At 66.5% G+C, this 19171-nt stretch carries 20 protein-coding genes and 2 tRNA genes; 8 read left to right on the top strand and 14 right to left on the bottom strand.

Annotated elements, in window-relative coordinates:
- Window positions 1-107 precede the first annotated feature (107 nt).
- From D7316_RS27240 to D7316_RS27000, 6 genes are all read left to right on the top strand, one after another.
- Entirely contained in the window at window positions 108-410 is a 303-nt protein-coding gene (locus D7316_RS27240) for a putative phage holin (RefSeq protein WP_164473857.1), read from the top strand.
- A complete protein-coding gene (locus D7316_RS27020) occupies window positions 407-1120 on the top strand; it encodes a cutinase family protein (RefSeq protein WP_164473856.1) in 714 nt (237 codons plus the stop codon). The genes D7316_RS27240 and D7316_RS27020 overlap by 4 nt, the downstream gene beginning before the upstream one ends.
- A complete protein-coding gene (locus tag D7316_RS27015) occupies window positions 1117-2913 on the top strand; it encodes a hypothetical protein (protein ID WP_124710996.1) in 1797 nt (598 codons plus the stop codon). Before D7316_RS27020 ends, D7316_RS27015 begins: the two co-directional genes overlap by 4 nt.
- Window positions 2914-2950: 37 nt before the next feature.
- On the top strand, window positions 2951-3379 hold the full coding sequence (locus D7316_RS27010; protein WP_124710995.1) for a hypothetical protein: 429 nt from the start codon (window positions 2951-2953) through the stop codon (window positions 3377-3379).
- Between the two features lie 13 nt (window positions 3380-3392).
- Window positions 3393-3677 carry a phage fiber-tail adaptor protein gene (locus D7316_RS27005; protein ID WP_124710994.1) on the top strand — a complete coding sequence of 95 codons (285 nt, stop codon included), beginning with the start codon at window positions 3393-3395 and terminating at the stop codon, window positions 3675-3677.
- 233 nt (window positions 3678-3910) lie between these two features.
- Complete coding sequence (locus D7316_RS27000; protein ID WP_124710993.1) at window positions 3911-5221, top strand: glycine-rich domain-containing protein; 1311 nt, start codon at window positions 3911-3913, stop codon at window positions 5219-5221.
- A 250-nt stretch (window positions 5222-5471) separates the two neighbouring features.
- On the opposite strand, the gene D7316_RS26995 is transcribed toward D7316_RS27000, so the two are convergent.
- The 9 genes from D7316_RS26995 to D7316_RS26955 form a co-directional block, all read right to left on the bottom strand.
- Window positions 5472-5714, bottom strand: a complete 243-nt coding sequence (locus tag D7316_RS26995; protein ID WP_124710992.1) for a type II toxin-antitoxin system Phd/YefM family antitoxin — start codon at window positions 5712-5714, stop codon at window positions 5472-5474.
- Window positions 5711-5974: a type II toxin-antitoxin system RelE family toxin gene (locus D7316_RS26990; protein ID WP_124710991.1), complete on the bottom strand. Its 264-nt coding sequence runs from the start codon at window positions 5972-5974 to the stop codon at window positions 5711-5713. The genes D7316_RS26995 and D7316_RS26990 overlap by 4 nt, the downstream gene beginning before the upstream one ends.
- A gap of 182 nt (window positions 5975-6156) precedes the next feature.
- Window positions 6157-6381, bottom strand: coding sequence for a hypothetical protein (locus D7316_RS26985; RefSeq protein WP_124710990.1), 225 nt, complete (start codon window positions 6379-6381; stop codon window positions 6157-6159).
- A 12-nt stretch (window positions 6382-6393) separates the two neighbouring features.
- Complete coding sequence (locus tag D7316_RS26980; RefSeq protein ID WP_124710989.1) at window positions 6394-6684, bottom strand: hypothetical protein; 291 nt, start codon at window positions 6682-6684, stop codon at window positions 6394-6396.
- Window positions 6685-6842: 158 nt separating this feature from the next.
- Window positions 6843-6915 (bottom strand) — tRNA-Glu (locus tag D7316_RS26975).
- Between the two features lie 85 nt (window positions 6916-7000).
- Window positions 7001-7072: transfer RNA gene (locus tag D7316_RS26970), tRNA-Gln, on the bottom strand.
- A gap of 109 nt (window positions 7073-7181) precedes the next feature.
- On the bottom strand, window positions 7182-8657 hold the full coding sequence (gene gltX / locus D7316_RS26965) for a glutamate--tRNA ligase (RefSeq protein ID WP_124710988.1): 1476 nt from the start codon (window positions 8655-8657) through the stop codon (window positions 7182-7184).
- 38 nt (window positions 8658-8695) lie between these two features.
- Complete coding sequence (locus D7316_RS26960; protein WP_232017103.1) at window positions 8696-9526, bottom strand: alpha/beta fold hydrolase; 831 nt, start codon at window positions 9524-9526, stop codon at window positions 8696-8698.
- Window positions 9523-10296, bottom strand: coding sequence for a fumarylacetoacetate hydrolase family protein (locus D7316_RS26955; RefSeq protein ID WP_124710987.1), 774 nt, complete (start codon window positions 10294-10296; stop codon window positions 9523-9525). The genes D7316_RS26960 and D7316_RS26955 overlap by 4 nt, the downstream gene beginning before the upstream one ends.
- A 166-nt stretch (window positions 10297-10462) precedes the next feature.
- On the opposite strand from D7316_RS26955, the gene D7316_RS26950 reads away from it, so the two are divergent.
- Complete coding sequence (locus tag D7316_RS26950; RefSeq protein WP_197718405.1) at window positions 10463-11662, top strand: MFS transporter; 1200 nt, start codon at window positions 10463-10465, stop codon at window positions 11660-11662.
- A gap of 105 nt (window positions 11663-11767) precedes the next feature.
- Here the strand turns inward: D7316_RS26950 and D7316_RS26945 are convergent, their stop codons facing one another.
- Window positions 11768-12778 carry a 3-isopropylmalate dehydrogenase gene (locus D7316_RS26945; protein WP_124710986.1) on the bottom strand — a complete coding sequence of 337 codons (1011 nt, stop codon included), beginning with the start codon at window positions 12776-12778 and terminating at the stop codon, window positions 11768-11770.
- On the bottom strand, window positions 12775-14370 hold the full coding sequence (gene serA / locus D7316_RS26940) for a phosphoglycerate dehydrogenase (protein ID WP_124710985.1): 1596 nt from the start codon (window positions 14368-14370) through the stop codon (window positions 12775-12777). Before serA ends, D7316_RS26945 begins: the two co-directional genes overlap by 4 nt.
- Before the next feature lie 310 nt (window positions 14371-14680).
- Between serA and D7316_RS26935 the strand changes: the two genes are divergently transcribed.
- The gene (locus D7316_RS26935; protein WP_124710984.1) at window positions 14681-15346 is read left to right on the top strand and encodes a chymotrypsin family serine protease; all 666 of its coding nucleotides are present in this window, start codon (window positions 14681-14683) and stop codon (window positions 15344-15346) included.
- Window positions 15347-15547: 201 nt separating this feature from the next.
- Here the strand turns inward: D7316_RS26935 and ilvC are convergent, their stop codons facing one another.
- The 3 genes from ilvC to D7316_RS26920 all read right to left on the bottom strand — a co-directional run bounded on the left by ilvC (window position 15548) and on the right by D7316_RS26920 (window position 19113).
- Window positions 15548-16561 (bottom strand): ketol-acid reductoisomerase, encoded by a 1014-nt coding sequence (gene ilvC / locus D7316_RS26930; protein ID WP_124710983.1) that lies wholly within the window; start codon window positions 16559-16561, stop codon window positions 15548-15550.
- A gap of 90 nt (window positions 16562-16651) precedes the next feature.
- Window positions 16652-17155, bottom strand: a complete 504-nt coding sequence (gene ilvN, locus D7316_RS26925) for an acetolactate synthase small subunit (RefSeq protein WP_124710982.1) — start codon at window positions 17153-17155, stop codon at window positions 16652-16654.
- Window positions 17152-19113: an acetolactate synthase large subunit gene (locus D7316_RS26920; RefSeq protein WP_197718312.1), complete on the bottom strand. Its 1962-nt coding sequence runs from the start codon at window positions 19111-19113 to the stop codon at window positions 17152-17154. The genes ilvN and D7316_RS26920 overlap by 4 nt, the downstream gene beginning before the upstream one ends.
- Window positions 19114-19171 lie beyond the last annotated feature (58 nt).

Raw genomic sequence — 19171 nt, 5'->3', positions numbered from 1 at the left:
GTCGATGCGCGACGGCGTGAAGCAGCCGAACTGCTCTACGTGTCGCGAGAGTCCGAACGCCGCAATCACTTCGCCGAGGCGATCGTGAAATCGATGGGGAGGAATTCGTGACCGTATCCGAGATTGACGCCGGTGATGTTGCCATCTTCACCTGGACATTGCTGCAGATCGGCCTCACCCTGCTCTACGGCGTCCGGTCCCCGTGGCGTGCCTCGCAGGCAGGGCGAATCCTGTTCACCTCGTTTTGCTGCACGTCGATCGCCCTCACCCAGGTGTCGGTGACCCTGTTGACCGATTCGGGCTATCCGCTGCGCGACATCGTCCGGCCGATCGCCTACACGCTCGGCATTCTCGGCACGCTCGTGATGATCGTGCTGTTGCTGCGGATGCAACGGAAGGACTCGCAGTGATCGACCTTCTGTGGCTCGACGGCACCTGGACGCGTCCCGGCGCGCGCTCGGCCCCGTCGGAAGCGCTGCGTCGCGCCGTTGACGGAAGCCGGGTGCGATTCGCCTACGTCGACTACCCGGCCGAGTTCGGGCCGGCCACCGGTGTGGGTGATCTGGCGCCGGCGGAGTCGATCAGCGCCGGCATGATCGCCCTCACCATGGCGGTCGCGCAGTCGCCGAATCTGTGTGTGGTGGGCGGCTACTCGCAGGGCGCGATGGCGGCAGTCGCGTTCGCCCGCGAGATCCTGCCCAAGCGTAAAGATCTCGAAGTGCTGGCCGTCGCGGCGCTCGGCAACCCGCATCAGCCGATCCATGTCGGCCGGGCCGGGATCGCCGGGCCGCTGGGCACGCTGCCGTGGCCGTTGTTGTCGGTGTACGCGCCGGGTGATCCAATCGCCGACCTACCGCTGGGATCGCCCGGCCGGTCGGCGGCCGACCTCACCGAGTGGATGTCTATTCGTTCGCCCGAGGCCGGGAAGCGTTGGGCGGTCGACGTCGTCGAGAAGCTGGCGAAGCAGAAGGCGCAAGCCTGGTGGGCGCCGTGGCGCTGGCACGACATCGAGCGCGCCATCAGCGATGTCGCTGGATACCTCGGCACCAAGCACACCACCGACTATGTGACCGGTGGCCACGCGAAGCGGCTGGCGCGGATGATCGAGGGGGTCGCGTGAAGTATCCCGGCCGTAACCCGAACATCGGCAACGATGAACTGAGCGAGGTCTACGAGACCGTCCTCAACGCAATGGTCGTCGCACCGTTGGCCCGACTGATCGCGCCGAAACTCGGTCTCGACCCGACCGACTTCGACACCATCGCCGAGATCGAAGCCATGCTCGATCCATGGTCGAACCTCCTCGGCGGGTTCGACCCTTCCGATCTGCGGGACGCATTCGAGGGTGACTACACCGGTGACGACCCGATCCTGCTGGCGATCCAGTCGTTCGTCGGCGGCAAGTGGGATGGCATCACCGCCGTCGCGGACTTCATCCAGAGCCTCGTCAACGCGATCTTGCAGGCACTTCGCGGGGTCCCAGTGGTGGGCGGGTCGCTGGCCGAGATCGTCTCCGACGTCGGCAGCCTGAACACCACCGCAGTCACCGCGCATGAATCGGCGCAGAACGTCGGCACTCAGGTCAACTACGTGCAGCAGGTCATCGCGATCAAGGCGGGCGTGCCGATCTATGATGCCGGGCCGGACCCGACTGGCGTGGTGTCGATCCCGTGGTGGGCGCTGATGCTGCACTCGCACACGCTGTCGACGATCAGCATCTCGGGCACCATCACGGGCGGCTCGCACGCTCACGACGTCGGCGGCACCACCGGCAGCTCGTCGTCAACCAGTCCGGCGCACACGCATGCGGCCGGCTCCCTGAGCGCGACGAGCGCATCCTCGACACACTCGCACACCAACAGCCTGACCGGCAGCGGCTCGGTCGACAACATGACGGTGCCGCTGGTGTACGCGACCCCGACCTATGCACCGTGGGCGTCGGTGCGGTTTCCGTCACCCGCGGAGCGCACGCTGCTGACGTTCCTGGCACTCGGCTCGGGCACTCTCACGACCGTCAACGTCGATGTTTACAAGATGCAGCCTGACGGCTCGTCGACGTTCGTGTGGTCATCGCCGAACATCGCGTCGTCGATCGGCGCCGGGCTGAGTTGGGTACAGGTCGTCATGCCCGACCCGATCCTGCCCGACATCGGTGACGTGTATGAGGTGCAGTGGCGCACCACCGGCGGAGGTTCGGTCGGCATCGCCGGACCCAACCTGCCGTACGCGACGCCCATTTCAGGGTTCCGGCCGTACGCGCCCGGTTCGGGTCGCGACCCGTCGGTGACACCGGTGCCGTCGACGATCGCCACGGCGACCCGCGACGCCATGTACGTCGGGACGGTGCCGTTCGTGTCGATCGGCATCGACGTCGGACAGACCGAACTTCCGCGCTACTTCTACGACGACTTCAACCGTGCGACGCTCGGCATCCGGTGGGCAACCCGCGGCGAAGACGTCGCACTCGATGACGGGCGGCTCGTCAAGGACGGCTCCGGCAACGACGGCATCGCGATGTACGGACAGCAGTTGCTCACCGACAAGAACTCGATCGAAGCCGATCTTGATGTGTCGGCGTTCGGTTATGCGGGGCTTGGACTGTCGTGTACCTACGTCATGACTGGGGCGTGGCTGGCCGCCGACTCCGGTGGCTCATACATCCAGACGGGCACGTTCAGTTCCCGCACCACCCGCAAGACAATGTCGGGCGGCGACGGCCGATACCAGCTGACCTACGACCCCGCCGACAACACCTATCGGGCGTACAAGGACGGCGTGTTCCTCGACTCGTGGGTCGACTCGACGAACATCGTTCCGCACGGCAACGGCAACCGGTGGACCGGGCTGCTGGTCGGCGGCACGTTCGGAAACACCGGCGCGGCCGACAATTTCGTCGCCGCCGACGTCGAATAGGGCCCCACCCGCCAACCCCAAGTAGAAGGAGAACACCATGGCCGTCACTGCGAAGATGTACTCGAAGGGATTCGAGGCGGTATTCAACAAAGAGGTCGACCTCGACACCGACACCATCAAGGTGATGCTGTGCACGTCGAGCTACACCCCGAACCAGTCGACGCACAAGTACAAGTCGTCGGTGACGAACGAGGCGTCCGGCACCGGCTACACCGCGGGCGGCGCCACCCTCACCAGCAAGACAGTGGGAACATCGAGCCTCACGTTCACCTTCGACGCCGCCGACGTCACCTGGTCGTCGTCCACAATCACCGCACGCTACGCCGTGTTCTACGTCAGCACCGGCAGCGACGCAACATCAACCCTGCTGTGCTACTGGGACTTCGGGCAAGACGAAGTGTCGTCGTCCGGCAACTTCACACTGACCATCTCCGGGTCCGGCATCTTCACCATCACCGCATCCTGATCGGAGCATCCTCGTGTACTTCTCGACGATCGAGAAAGACCCGAATGCCAAGCTGGACTACGGCATCAACTGGTCAGACTGGCTGAGACCCGGTGACACCATCACCGCCTCCACCTGGACCGTGACCGGGCCCGACGCCGCACTCGTGAACTCTGATCCCGGGTTCACCACCACTGAAGCCACCGTGTGGCTGGCCGGCGGCACCCTCGGCAAGACCTACGACGCGGTCAACCACATCACCACCGCGCAGGGACGCGAAGACGATCGCACCCTGAAAGTCCGGATCGAACAGCGATGACGCGGGTCCTTCCCGAGCGGCGCGTCACCACCGCCACCATCCAACGGCTTCGGGTCTCAGTACCCCCGGAGTCGCGCACTTTCCGGGTGGCCGCGGACGGACGTCGCTGCGTGGTGCCCGGGGAGGACCGCGTATCCACCATTGCGTGGGAGGATCGCGGGCCTGCATCCTCGCAAACGGCGGGCGCAGATGCCCCCACAGCGACCGCAACCGCAACCGCGATGGTCGGCGCGGTGATCACGACCCGCGGGGCGACCATCGTCGGTGTCGTCGCCACATCGACGGCGATCGGCCGCGTAGGTGCTATCTCGGTGAACGAGGAGATCCCCGGCCAAACAGCGCAAGCCACAGCGGCGACTCCGACGGGCGCGGTGTCGACGAGCCGCAACGTCACCCTCACCGGTGTCATCGCGTTGGCCACGGCGACCGCGGGGGCAGGCTTCGCGGGCGGTGAAGGGCACGTGTTCGTCGGGGGCGTGCTCGCCACCGTCACCTCCGCCGCCCCGGCTGGGATAGTTGCCACCGTCCGCAATACCGCGGTCACCGGAGTGCTCGCCGACTCGGTGGTGGCCGCGGCTGTCGGCGCCGTGTCGGCGATCCGCAACGCCACGGTCACCGCGGACCCGGCCGCTGCGGTCGCCGCCGCGTGGGCTGGTGTGGCCGAGCAGTCCATCAACGCCGCCATCACCGGCGTCCTGACGTCGGCGGCCGTGTCCGCCCCGTCGGGGGCGGTGTCGGCGATCCGCACCACCACCATCAGCGGCGTCGTCAGCGCTGCGAGCTCGGCCGCGCCAGCCGGGACAGTCGCGACGACGCGCACAGCTTCACCGGCCGGTTTCGTCGCATCATCGACCGGGCTCGCACCGAACGGTGTCGTTGTCACCGTCCGCGCCACCGCGATCTCAGGTGTCGTTGCCACGGCCGCCGCGAGCGCGCCCGCCGGAACCGTCATCACCTACCGCGAGTCGATCGCCTCGGCGACAACCGCCGGGGCGAGCTCGTTCGCGATCCCCGCATGGGCCACTCAGGCTGATGTCGTCATCATCGCCGGCGGTGGTGGTGGTGGATCAGGTGAGGGCTCGATGAATGGCGGCGGCAAGGGTGGCGGCGCCGCATCCTGGCAGACCGCAACATGGACCGTCACACCAGGCGGCACACTCTCGTACACCGTCGGCGCAGCCGGAGTCGGACAGGCCGTCACACGCGCCGTGGCGGGTGCCGCGGGCGGGAACTCGACAGCATCGCACGGCGCGAACTCGCTCACGTCGACCGGCGGCAGCGGCGGGGCGGGCGGCACGTCAGGTGGCTCGACCGACGGTGCGGCACCCGGCAACACGACATTCGGCGGGACCACGCACACCGGCGGCGCGGCGGGCGTGCAGTCCGGCACCGCGGGGTCGGGTGGTTCCGCACCAGGCAGCGGTGCGGTCGGCGGCTCACCCGGCGCGGGCGGCGCGGGCGGCGCGGGCGGCATCTTCTCGGCATGGCAGAAGGGCGCCAACGGCGGCGTCGGCCGCGTGTGGGTTCGGTTCCGGTCGTACTGACGCTAAACATGTTGCACCACAACATGATTCGTGTCAGACTGTGTTCACAAGTTCAGAGCGGGTGAGAGTCAGGAACAGACACCAACTCCCACGCCCCGGCCCCGCCAGGAGCCCGCGCGAGGGGATTTGAGCGAAGATACATTGAGACTCCGATCGCAGAGGCCCATGATGCGACACCCGCTCTGAACCTGGACAACCACGAAGACCCCCGATCCTCCACGCGAGGGTCGGGGGTCTTTTCGTCGTTCGGTCAGTCGTTGAGGCCGAGCTCGGCGACCAGCTTGTCGAACGACATGGTCGGCTCGTCGCGAGACTCGTACACGGCGAGGCGGTCGCGGAGATCCTCGATCTCCTCGATCAGCCCCTCGTATCGTTCGGGGGATAGCACGATGGCGGCCGGCTTGCCGTGGTTGGCGATGGTCACCGGTTCGTCGGCGGCATCACGGACAACCTCGGAAAGCTTGGCCTTGGCCTCGCGGATGGAATAGCTCATCGGTTGTAGACCTCCTTCCGGTGGCCGATGCGGACGACCACGATGATGAGTTCGCCATCGTCAATGGTGTAGACGATGCGGTAGTTGCCGACGCGAATCCGGTAGCTGTCGGTCGTGCCCGACAGCTTGGTCACGCCGTGTGGGCGAGGGTCTGCGGGGAGCGCATCGACCGCGGTGCGGATACGCTTCTGCTCCACGCGGGGCAGCTTCATCAGCGACTTCGCCGCGCTGCTCGTGATCCGGAGTTCGTAACCGCTCATGTAAGTAGTCTACCAATGTGGTCCACAATCCGCAACAGATTGTGGACCACAATTGTGGACTATGTCGGCGAGTGGAACCCCTATCCGGGGCGGTGCGTCCAAGGTGCATGATCCTCGACACCCTCGCGCTCACCGTCGTCGCCGCCGCCCTCGTCTGGCTACTCGACCGGCAGCCCTGACCGTCACGGCTCCCAGCCGTCGCCGAGCACCGCGGTCAGCCGGTCGGGGAGGTCGGGCGCCTCGCGGATCTGGCTGTACACGACGTCGTCGCATTCGACCGCCAACGCGATCAGGATAGGGTCAGGCGGCTCCCACTCACCGGCGACGTGGGAGGCCTCGGCCTGGTGACGGCGCATCAACGTCCGGACGTCGCGGGCAGCAGCGCGCAGGACGTCACGATCGGTCACCCGTCGCCGGCGCTACTCCGTGACCTCACCGGCTTCGTCGTTCTGACCCCAAATCGATGCGGCCTCTTGCAGAGTGTCGAACAGGAACAGCCGACCGTCTGGGCGTATCGCGATCGTCTCCGTGCTGGCCACTTGCAGACGTACCAGTGTTTCGACATTCCGCCCGTCTAACTCGTGCTCGATCGAATAGATTCTCCCCGCGATCGCCGACACTTGTGTTCCGCTCGCGTACCGAATGATCGCTGTGTACTTGCCCAGGTCATTGCCGGACAACTCCCAGACCTTCTTCTCTTCCTTAGCCATGGCTGCAGCCTATGGCCCACCACCGACGAGTTACCGTCGATCGAGGGTGTGTTCGAGTTTGGTTGTGTCCAAACCGTGTCCACGCCGCATTGGCATCCCGACATGAGAAGCGCCCCTCACCTTGCTCGATTGCAGGTGAGGGGCGCTTCTTCTCGTTGTAGCCCCGACGGGATTCGAACCCGCGCTACCGCCTTGAGAGGGCGGCGTCCTAGGCCGCTAGACGACGGGGCCATGACTGTGCATTCGGATGAACGCGCTTATTCAGTTGACATCTCCGAGTATGGCCTCTGTTCGAGGTCGGTCACCCGAAAACTCGCTGGGGTACCAGGACTCGAACCTAGAATGGCGGTACCAGAAACCGCTGTGTTGCCAATTACACCATACCCCAAGGTTTCCCCTTCCCGACTGACCGGACCTACTCGCTGCCCGGTCGGAAAAGGACCGAGGAGAAGAGTACCGAGGGGTGCCCTCTGATCACAAATCGCCAGGTCAAACGACTAACTCGGCACGGTTTCGCGCGCCTGCGCCAGTCGCGCGAGGCTCTTGTCGCGACCGAGGAGTTCCATCGACTCGAACAGGGGTGGGCTCACCTGCGAACCCGTGACCGCCACCCGGACGGGGCCGAACGCCTTGCGGGGTTTGAGGCCCAGCGACTCCACCAGCGCGCTCTTGAGGGCCGCCTCGATCTCTGGCCCGGTCCAGCCCGGCAGATCGGTCAGTGACGCGATGGCGGCGTCGAGGGCCTCGCCGGCGTCGGCGCCCAGATTCTTGGCGGCCGACTTCTCGTCGATCACGAACTCCTCGTCGGTGACATAGAGGAACGACATGAGCGGCCATGCCTCCGCGAGCACCTGGATACGTGTCTGCACCATCTCGGCCAGTGCGGTGAACGACGCGTCGTCGACCGAATCCATGGGCCGCCCCTGCCGCACCAGGAACTCCTTCAGGCGCGCGGCGAAATCGCCCAGGTCCAATCGCCGGATGTGTTCGGCGTTGATCGCGTCGGCCTTCTTCTGGTCGAAGCGTGCCGGGTTCGAATTGACCTGACGCACATCGAAGGCGGCGATCATCTCGTCGAGGGAGAAGACGTCGGTCTCGTGTGAGTAGCCCCAGCCGAGCAGCGCCAGGTAGTTGAGCAACCCCTCCGGGATGAATCCGCGATCGCGGTGGTGGAACAGGTTCGACTCGGGATCTCGTTTGGAGAGCTTCTTGTTCCCCTCCCCCATCACGAACGGGAGATGCCCGAAGTCGGGGACGCGCTCGGCGACCCCGAGGCGGATCAGCGCGTCGTAGAGGGCGATCTGGCGCGGCGTGGAGGAGAAGAGATCCTCGCCGCGCAGCACGTGCGTGATCTTCATCATCGCGTCGTCGACCGGATTGACCAACGTGTACAGCGGTTCCCCGCTGGCCCGAGTGAGCGCGAAGTCGGGAACGGTACCCGCCTTGATGGTGGTGGTACCACGGACCAGATCGTCCCAGGTGATGTCGTGATCCGGCATGCGAAGGCGGACAACAGGTTTACGCCCCTCGGCGGCGAACCCGGCGCGCTGCTCGTCGGTCAGGTTCCGGTCGAAGTTGTCGTAGCCGAGCTTGGGATCACGCCCGGCCGCCCGATGCCGTGCCTCGACCTCGTCGGGGGTGGAGTAGGCCTCGTAGGCCTCACCCGCGGCCAGCAGGCGCGCCACGACGTCGAGATGGATGTCGCGTCGCTCCGACTGCCGGTACGGGCCGTACGGTCCACCGACCTCGGGTCCCTCGTCCCAGTCGAGCCCCAGCCACCGCAGCGCATCGAGGATCGCCGCATACGAGTCCTCACTGTCCCGCGCGGCGTCGGTGTCCTCGATCCGGAAGACGAAGGTCCCCTTGTCGTGCCGGGCCTGGGCGAAGTTGAACAGCGCCGTACGCGCGAGACCGACGTGGGGCGTTCCGGTCGGAGACGGACAGAATCGGACGCGGACAGCGGTGTCACTCATGGAGGTCAGCGTATCGAATCGACCGCCGACCTCATGTCTCAGACCTGTCCGGCGAGGAAGTCCAGCAGCAGCCGGTTCACCTCGGCGGGCTGCTCGAGGTAACCGAAGTGTCCGGCCTTCGCGACTTCCTCGTAGCGCGCCCCCGGAATCGCATCCGCGACCTCGCGGGCCAGCTTCGGCGGCAACGTGCGGTCATCGGCGAATCCGATCACCATCGACGGACGAGTGATGCCGCGGTAGGCGGTCAGCCGCTCGGCCTCGCCATCGTGCAACTCGAGCTGCGCGCGCACACCCGGCGTGACCGTCTGCGGAGAGAAACCGATGACATCGAGCCAGTCCTTGGCCGTCCGGTCGTCGTCAAGAGTGTGTGGCGACAGGTTCAGATGGGCGGTGATCGCCGCCTCGTATTCCGGCGGGAGGGTGATCTTCTGGTCGTAGAGAGCCCGTTCGCCGGTCGAGATGGCCTGCTGCAGAGGCGTGTTGCGGCCGTACGTGGCGATCATGACCGCCGCCCGGACCAGATCCGGGCGGGCGAGCGTCAGTTCCTGGGTGATCCGTGCGCCCAGCGAGGTACCCACCACCAGGGCCGGTCCCCCACCAAGATGTTCGATGAGTGCCGCGGTGTCGGCCACCATGTCGTCGTGGGTGAATCCGTCCGCACACTCCGACGACGGCGCGATGCCGCGATTGTCGAAGGTCACCACCCGGTAGCCGGCCTTGGCCAGGGCGGGCTGCTGATGGGCGTGCCACACCCTGCCCGGGCTGCCCGTGCCCATCACCATCACGACCAGCGGACCGACACCGACCTCGTCGTACGCGATGTCGATTCCGTTGACCTGCGCGATCTTCGGCCCCCGCGCCGCACTCACGGCTTGTCCACCACCGGATTGGACAGCGTGCCGAGACCCTCGACGGTCACCGACACACGTTGACCAGCCACCATCGGCCCGATGCCCTCGGGGGTGCCGGTGAGGATCACGTCGCCCGGCAACAATGTCATCACGCGAGAGATCCACTCCACGATCTCGCCGATGTCATGCAGCATCAGTGACGTCCTGGAGCGCTGTTTGATCTCCCCGTCGAGCTCGGTCACCAGTTCCACATCGGCGGGGTCGAATTCGGTCTCGATCCACGGACCCAGCGGACAGAACGTGTCGTAACCCTTGCCGCGCGTCCACTGACCGTCGGCCTTCTGCTGGTCGCGGGCGGTCACATCGTTGGCGACGGTGTACCCGAGGATCACGTCCTTGGCCTTTGCTGCGCTGACGTCCTTGCACGGTCGGCCGATCACCACGGCCAGCTCCCCTTCGAAATCGACCCGCTCCGAGCTCGGCGGACGCACGATCGGAACCTCGGGTCCGATGATCGACGTGTTCGGCTTCAGGAAGATGACCGGTTCGGCAGGTGCCTCACCACCCATCTCGGCGGCATGGGCCGCGTAGTTCTTCCCGATGCAGATCACCTTGGACGCGAGGATCGGCGCGAGCAGCCGGACGTCGGCGAGTGCCCACGACCGTCCGGTGAAGGTCGGTGTGCCGAACGGATGTTCCGCGATCTCCCGTGCCCGAGTGCCGTCTTCGGCTTCTTCGATGGCCACAAACGCAACCCCGTCCGGGCTGGCAACTCGTCCTAAACGCATGGCACGACGATATCGCACCAGGGATTCCCAAACCTCGGGACACCGGTTGGACGGATCCGGCAGACGTTCTAGAATATGGACAATCAATCCCATTGTATGAGACGAGGTGAACACTGTGCCTGTCACCGACGGCATCGGACAACGGCTCCTGCCCGCACCGGACGCGATGACTCCGCGCCGCCGATGGATCATGTTGTGCTGCGCCCTCGTGGCTGCCATGACCACCACCTGTGCGGTCAGCGGTGTGGCCTATCTCATCCCGGCACTGCACACGGACCACGGGTTGTCCCTGACCCAGGCGTCGGTGCTGGCCACCGTCCCGACGGTCGGCCTGATGCTGCTGATCATCCCGTGGGGCGCGTTGCTCGACCGGTTCGGTGAACGCCGCATCCTCACCGTCTCGTTGTGCATCACCTTGCTCGGCACGGGCGCCGCCGCCGCGGTATCGGCCGCGGACGCACCCTTCTGGGCGCTGGCCGTCGCACTGTTCATCGGCGGGTTGGGCGCGGGTGCCGCGAACGGCGCGAGCGGCCGGATCGTGGTCGGCTGGTTCCCCGTACGCCAGCGGGGGACCGCGATGGGCGTGCGCCAGATGGCCCAACCCCTGGGTATCGCGGTCTGCGCGCTGACCATGCCGTTCATCGCCGATCGTCATGGGGTCACCGCGGCCCTGCTCGTCCCGGCCACGGTCACCGCGCTCGGTCTGGTGGCGTGCGTCGTCGGCGTGATCGATCCCCCGCTCGTCAATCCCTCTGGCGCCCAGTCGAGTACACCGAGTGCTCCGGTTCGCTCCGACAACCCTTATCGGGCAAGCAGTTTCCTCGCTCGCGTACACGGTGTGAGTGTCCTGCTGGTGATTCCGCAGTCGATGCTGTGGACCTTCGTGCCCACCTGGCTGATCGTCGCGCACGCCTGGTCACCGACGACTGCGGGCCTGTTGGTGACCGTCACGCAGGTGATCGGCGCGCTCGGGCGGATCGTCGCGGGACGGGTCTCCGACGTCTGGGGGTCACGGATGCGGCCGATCCGGGTCATCGCACTCGCGGCGGCTGTGGCGATGGGAACGCTCGCCCTGACCGATTGGCTGCACAGTCCCGTGGCACCGATCGTGATGGCGATCGCGACGGTGGCCTCGGTCGCCGACAACGGGTTGGCCTTCACGGCGATCGCCGAGTTCGCCGGTCCCGGATGGAGTGGCCGTGGTCTGGCTGTCCAGAACACGGCGCAGTATCTGGCGACGGCCGCCACCACGCCCGTGCTCGGCGCCTTGATCGGTGCCGCCGGGTTCCCGATCGCCTTCGCGCTCACCGCATTGACCCCGCTCATCGCGGTGCCGTTGGTCCCCCGCGATCCCGGGGATGATTGACCACGCCGATGGCCGTGCACGCCTCGACGAGATGACGACGAACCCCGCCCGGATGATCCGGGCGGGGTTCGTTTTCGTCAGACCCGTTCTGTCAGACCCGATCTGTCAGACCCGCTCGCGGATGCGCCGGCCGATCTCGGAAGTGCTCAGCGTCTCCGAACCACGCTCGGCGACATCGTCGGCGACCGCCTTCTCCACACGTTCCGCGGCGTCGGTCTCGCCGAGATGGTCGAGCAGCAGCGCGGTGGACAGGATCGCCGCGGTGGGATCGGCCTTGCCCTGACCCGCGATGTCGGGAGCGCTGCCGTGGACGGGTTCGAACATCGACGGATTCGCCCCGGTCGCATCGATGTTGCCCGATGCCGCCAGACCGATACCACCCGTGACCGCGGCCGCGATGTCGGTGATGATGTCGCCGAACAGATTGTCGGTGACGATGACGTCGAACCGTCCCGGGTCGGTGACCAGGTAGATGGTGGCGGCGTCCACGTGGCAGTAGTCGGTGGTGACGTCGGGGTACTCGGCACCCACCTCGGCGACCGTGCGGCTCCACATCGACCCGGCGAAGGTCAGCACGTTGGTCTTGTGGACGAGGGTGAGCTTCTTGCGTCGCGCCCGCGCGCGATCAAACGCGTTGCGCACCACGCGCTCCACACCGAAGCGGGTGTTCACGCTCACCTCGGTCGCGACCTCGTGCGGCGTGCCGACCCGGATGGCCCCGCCGTTGCCGGTGTACGGACCCTCGGTGCCCTCACGGACCACCACGAAGTCGATGTCGGGGTCGCCGGCCAGCGGCGACGTGACGCCGGCCAACTTGCGCGACGGCCGGAGATTGACGTGATGGTCGAGCGCGAAGCGCATGGTCAGCAGCAACCCGCGTTCGAGCACACCCGAGGGCACCGACGGATCGCCGATCGCACCCAGCAGGATCGCGTCATGTTGGCGGAGCGACGCGAGGTCGTCCTCGGTCAGCAGTTCCCCGTTGCGGTGGTACCGACGGGCGCCGAGGTCGAACTCCGTGGTCGAGACATTCGGGACGACGGCCTCGAGAACTCCGAGCGCCTCCCCGATGACCTCGGGGCCGATGCCGTCGCCGGCGATGATGGCGAGCTTCATGACAGGTCCACCTGTTCGATCAGGGTCGCGCCGACGGCCTCACCGATGGAGGCGATGACGTCGTCACCGAGCTTGCCGCTGACGCGGAGCATCACGGTCGCGCCGCCACCCTCGGCATCCTGCGACAGACCGGCCGCCTTGATGTCGATGCCGGCATTGCCCAGCAGTGTGCCGATCTTGCCCAGCGAACCCGGCTGATCGGCGTAGCTGACCAGGAGGTTCTGCCCCTCGGCGCGGAGGTCGAAGTTGCGACCGTTGATGTTGACGATCTTCTCGACGAGTCGGGGTTCGGTGAGGGTGCCCGCGACGTTGTGCACCGATCCGTCGGCGAACACGGCCTTCACGTCCACCACACTGCGGTGATTGGGGCTCTCCGGTGCAGTGGTCACCTCGCTCGTCACGCCACGATCGGCCGCGACGGCGGGGGCGTTCACAAAGGTGACGGGTTCGTCGAGGACGGCCGAGAACAGTCCACGAAGGGCCGACAGGCCGAGCACCTCGACATTGTTGGCGGCGAGCTCGCCCCGGACGTCGACGACGAGGGATGTCGGCGGCTCGTCACTGATCGCGCCGACCAGGACGCCGAGTTTGCGGGCGACCTCGAGCCACGGTGCGACCTCCTCGTCGACCGCGCCGCCGGTGATGTTGACCGCGTCCGGCACGAAGTGACCGGCGAGGGCGAGCCGCACGCTCTTCGCGACATCGGTTCCCGCCCGGTCCTGGGCCTCGCTGGTCGACGCACCGAGGTGCGGCGTCACGACCACCTGTGGGAGCTCGAACAGAGGCGAGTCGGTGCACGGCTCGGTGGCGTAGACGTCGAGCCCGGCTGCCCGGACATGACCCGCGTTGATCGAATCGGCCAGTGCCTGCTCGTCGATCAGCCCACCGCGCGCCGCGTTGACGATCACCACGCCCTGCTTGGTGCGGGCCAGCTGATCCTTGCCGATCAGGCCCAGGGTCTCCGGGGTCTTCGGGAGGTGCACCGTGATGAAGTCGGCACGCTCGAGCAGTTCGTCGAGAGTGACCAGTTCGATGCCGAGCTGCGCCGCGCGAGCCGGGGACACGTAGGGGTCGTAGGCGATGATGGATGTCTCGAAGGCCGCCAGTCGCGCCGCCACGAGCTGGCCGATCCGACCCAGTCCGACGACACCGACGGTCTTGTCGAAGATCTCGACACCGTTGAAGGACGACCGCTTCCAGGTGTGCTCGCGCAGGGTCGCGTCGGCGGCCGGGATCTGACGCGCCGCCGACATCAGCAGGGCGACGGCATGTTCGGCGGCGGTGTGGATGTTGGACGTCGGCGCGTTGACCACCATGACGCCACGCTGGGTCGCCGCGGGTACGTCGACATTGTCGAGGCCGACGCCGGCACGCGCGATGATCTTCAGCTTCGGGCCCGCCTCGAGCACCTCGGTGTCGACGGTCGTGGCCGACCGGACCAGGATGGCGTCGGCGTCGGCGACTGCCTCGAGCAGCTTGGGGCGATCCGGGCCGTCGACCCAGCGCACCTCGACGTCGTCTCCCAGGGCCTCGACGGTCGAGGGTGCCAGTTTGTCGGCGATCAGAACGACCGGACGGCCAGCTGAGGTCACAATATTCTCCATGGTCGGGGGCCAAGTAAATGGATTCGGAGGGCACCGCGACACGCTCCGGCGACCGCGACGACTTCCGCGAACAGCTTAGTGGTCGCCGGTTCCCCGGTTGACAGCCGGGCGGCACAGGTCAGCTCGGGCGGTGACGGGATGCAGGTAGATTGTGATCGGCATTACGGATAGGTTGCAAACCGACCCCGGGACGATTCCGCGCACCGCACGGCGCGGCAACCGACCGGTACGGTGTGCTTGGCCCCGAGTCAGGACGCTCGGGGCCGAAGAGTCCTGTGCGTCGACGAGTGGAGTTTGGATGATGAGGAAGCTGACAGCACTGTTGGCGGTTCTGGCTGCAACCGTGCTGGCCGGCTGGGGGGCGGGCTCCGTAGACGCTGCACCGGCGAAGATCTACATCGGTGGCGGCTCCGGGATTCTGGTGCTCAAGGGCGGCAACTCGGCCGCGGCGTGCACCCTGACCACCATCGGTAAGTCCAACACCGGCAAGCTGATCGGGATCACCGCCGGACACTGCGGCAAGCCCGGCCAGAAGGTCTACTCCGAGACGTTCCAGAACCGGGGTCAGGCCGGCACCATCACCTACTCGGCGAGCGACCTCGACATCGCCGTCATCGAGTTCAACCCGGCGAAGGTCGTTCCGTTGCGCACGGTCCGCGGCGTCACCATCCGCTCGGTCGACACCCGCCCGCTGGCCTTCCCGACCGTGGCCTGCAAGGAGGGCCGGACCACCGGCAACACCTGCGGGATCAGCTGGTTCTCGGACGGCAACGCCCACTTCAGTCAGCTCTGCGTGATCGAGGGCGACTCGGGTAGCCCGGTCGTCGTGGGAGACCGCCTCGTCGGCATGGTCAACGCCTACTACTTCCTCGCGTGCCTCGGCCCGGAGACCGGTACCAACATCGCGCCGGTGCTCAAGCGCGTCGGCTCGCTGCCGCAGTACGGCGGGTTCCGCCCGATCTGATCGGTATGAGCTGAACGAGGCCCCGGGACATCGGTCCCGGGGCCTCGTTCGTCATCGTCGACCGACGCCACGGAAGCCCGGATCTACGCGTTGACATCGGACGATCGGTGGCGTGAGCGGGCTTCGTTCAGCTGCTGCGGACAAAGCTGTAGCCGTCGTCGCCACGGCGACAACGGCTACAGCGTGTTCGGTGAGAGGCGCTTACGCAGTCTCGGTGATGGGGCGATCCACCCAGCTCATCAGGTCGCGCAGCTTCTTGCCGGTGACCTCGATCGGGTGCTCGGCGTTCTTCTTGCGCAGATCCTCGAGTTCCTTGTTGCCGCCCTCGACGTTGGCGACGAGACGCTTGACGAAGGTGCCGTCCTGGATGTCACGGAGGATGCCGCGCATGCGCTCCTTGGTGTCGGAGTCGATGACACGCGGGCCGGACAGGTAGCCGCCGAACTCCGCGGTGTCGCTGACCGAGTAGTTCATGCGCGCGATGCCGCCCTCGTACATCAGGTCGACGATGAGCTTGAGCTCGTGCAGCACCTCGAAGTAGGCCATCTCCGGGGCGTAACCGGCCTCGACCATGACCTCGAAGCCGGTCTTTACCAGTTCCTCGGTGCCACCGCAGAGCACTGCCTGCTCGCCGAAGAGGTCGGTCTCGGTCTCTTCCTTGAAGGTGGTCTTGATGATTCCCGCGCGACCGCCGCCGATGGCGCTGGCGTAGGACAGCGCCAGGGCCTGGCCCTCGCCCTTGGGGTCCTGGTCGATCGCGATCAGGCAGGGCACGCCCTTACCGTCCACGAACTGACGACGGACGAGGTGTCCGGGACCCTTCGGCGCCACCATGCCGACGGTGATGTTGGCGGCCGGCTTGATCAGGTCGAAGTGGATGTTGAGGCCGTGTCCGAAGAAGATGGCGTCGCCGTCCTTCAGGTTCGGCTCGATCTCGTCGGTGAAGATCTTGGCCTGGCTGGTGTCCGGCGCCAGGATCATGATGACGTCGGCCCACTCGGCGGCCTCGGCGGCCGAGAGCACCTTCAGGCCCTGCTCGGCGGCCTTCTCACGCGACTTGCTGCCCTCGCGCAGACCGACCGCGACGTCGACCCCGGAGTCGCGCAGCGACAGCGAGTGCGCATGTCCCTGGCTGCCGTAGCCGATCACCGCGACCTTGCGACCCTGGATGATCGACAGATCGGCGTCGTCGTCGTAGAACAGTTCGATCGCCACAGTTGGTTTCCCTTCGATTTCTGTTGTCCCTCAAAGGCTTCTGATGTCTTGAGGGCCGGTGTACTTCGTATGTGCGGCTTGCGCCGTGTGTCAGCGGTTGGCCGACATGCTCTTCGGGCCACGCCCCAGCGTGACCGCTCCCGACTGGGCGATCTCGCGGATACCGTACGGATCGAGCATCCGCAGCAGCGCCTCGAGCTTCTCGGCGGTACCCGTCGCCTCGACGGTCAACGACTCCGGGGAGACGTCGATCACCTTGGCGCGGAACAGGTTGACCACCTCGATGACCTCGGTGCGCACCGATGCGTCGGAGCGGACCTTGACCATCATCAATTCGCGGGACACCGAGTTCGCCGGATCCTGCTCGACGATCTTGATGACGTTGATCAGCTTGTTGAGCTGTTTGGTGACCTGCTCGAGGGGGAAGTCGTCGACGGCGACCATGATCGTCATCCGCGAGATGCCCTTCAGCTCGGTGGGTCCGACCGCGAGGGATTCGATGTTGAACCCACGACGGGAGAAGAGGCCGGAGATGCGGGCGAGCACGCCCGGCCGGTCCTCGACCAGAACACTGAGGGTGTGGGTGGTGCTCACTTGTCGTCCTTTCGTGCGGACCCCGACGGGAACGCCTTGTCCGGGCGTCCCATCGCCTCGTGGATGTCCACCGGATCCGACGCCGACTCGTCGTCGTCGAACAGGGGGCGGATGTCACGGGCGGCCATGATCTCGTCGTTGCCGGTGCCGGCCGCGACCATCGGCCACACCTGCGCGTCGGCGCCGACGATGAAGTCGACGACCACCGGGCGATCGTTGATCGCGCGGGCCTTGGCGATGACCTCGTCGACGTCTTCCTCACGCTCGACGCGGAATGCCGCGCATCCCAACGCTTCTGCGAGCTTGACGAAGTCCGGGATCCTCCGCGAGTGCGTGGCCAGGTCGGTGCTGGAGTAACGCTGGTCGTAGAACAGCGTCTGCCACTGACGCACCATCCCCAGGTTGCCGTTGTTGATCAGCGCGACCTTGATCGGGATGCCCTCGATCGCGCAGGTCGCCAACTCCTGATTGGTCATCTGGAAGCAACCATCACCGTCGATGGCCCAGACCTCGGTCTCCGGCGAGGCCATCTTGGCACCCATCGCGGCCGGGACGGCGTAGCCCATGGTGCCGAGACCGCCCGAGTTGAGCCACGTCCGGGGCTTCTCGTACGAGATGAACTGAGCGGCCCACATCTGGTGCTGACCGACACCCGCGCAGTACACGGCATCCGGTCCGGCGGCCTTGCCGATGGCCGAGATGACGAACTCCGGCGACATGGAACCGTCGGCGGGGCGGTCGTAGCTCAGCGGGTAGGTACGACGGATACCGTCGAGGTAGCGCCACCATTCCGACAGGTCCGGCGCAGCGGTGGTGGTCGCACGCTCGTTGCGGATCGTCTCGATCAGATCGGTGATGACCGCCTTGCAGTCACCGACGATCGGCACGTCGGCGTGGCGGTTCTTGCCGATCTCCGCTGGGTCGATGTCCGCGTGGATGACCTTGGCGTTCTGCGCGAACGACGACAGCTGGCCGGTGACGCGGTCGTCGAAACGTGCGCCCAGTGTGACCAGCAGATCGCTGCGCTGCAGCGCCGCGACCGCCGCGACGGTCCCGTGCATACCGGGCATGCCCAGATGCTGCTGATGACTGTCGGGGAAGGCCCCGCGTGCCATCAGGGTGGTGACCACCGGGAGTCCGGTCAGTTCGGCGAGTTCCATCAGCTCGGCCGACGCGTTCGCCTTGATGACGCCACCGCCGACGTACAGCACCGGAGCCTTGGCCGCCTCGATCAGACGGGCCGCCTCCCGGACCTGCTTGCCGTGCGGCTTGGTCACCGGCCGGTACCCCGGCAGATCGATCTGCGGCGGCCACGAGAACGTGGTCTGCGCCTGCAGCACATCCTTCGGGATGTCGACGAGAACCGCACCCGGACGGCCGCTTTCCGCGATGTGGAACGCCTCGGCGATCACGCGCGGGATGTCGGCGGGGTCGCTCACCAAGAAGTTGTGCTTGGTCACCGGAATCGTGATGCCGGAGATGTCGGCCTCCTGGAAGGCGTCGGTGCCGATGAGGGACCGACCGACCTGTCCGGTGATCGCGACGACGGGAACGGAGTCCATCTGGGCGTCGGCGAGAGGGGTGACCAGGTTGGTGGCACCCGGACCCGATGTGGCCATGCAGACACCGGCGTGACCGGCGATCTGGGCGTAGCCGGTGGCGGCGTGACCCGCACCCTGCTCGTGGCGCACGAGGACGTGGCGGACCTTCTGGGAGTCGAGCAGCGGGTCATAGACCGGGAGGATGCATCCGCCGGGGATACCGAAGACGACCTCTACACCGAGTTCCTCGAGAGAACGGACCACCGACTGCGCGCCGCTGACGCGCTCGGGCGCGACGGTGTGCTGGCCTACGGCCCGCAGATTCCCGCCGGCGGGTGACTGTTGACGCGTCGCGTCGGTCGGGTCCGGGGAACCATTCGCTGGGCTCCCGGCGGCTCGTGCTGTTGGTGCGCTCACTGCACGTTCCTCATCTTCTTCGATTTCGGATTGTTGACAAGAAAAAACCCCCGACAGC

Origin of the sequence: Gordonia insulae, assembly GCF_003855095.1 — a bacterium.
GTDB classification, from domain to species: domain Bacteria; phylum Actinomycetota; class Actinomycetes; order Mycobacteriales; family Mycobacteriaceae; genus Gordonia; species Gordonia insulae.
This window is presented reverse-complemented; position numbering and strand designations above follow the sequence as displayed.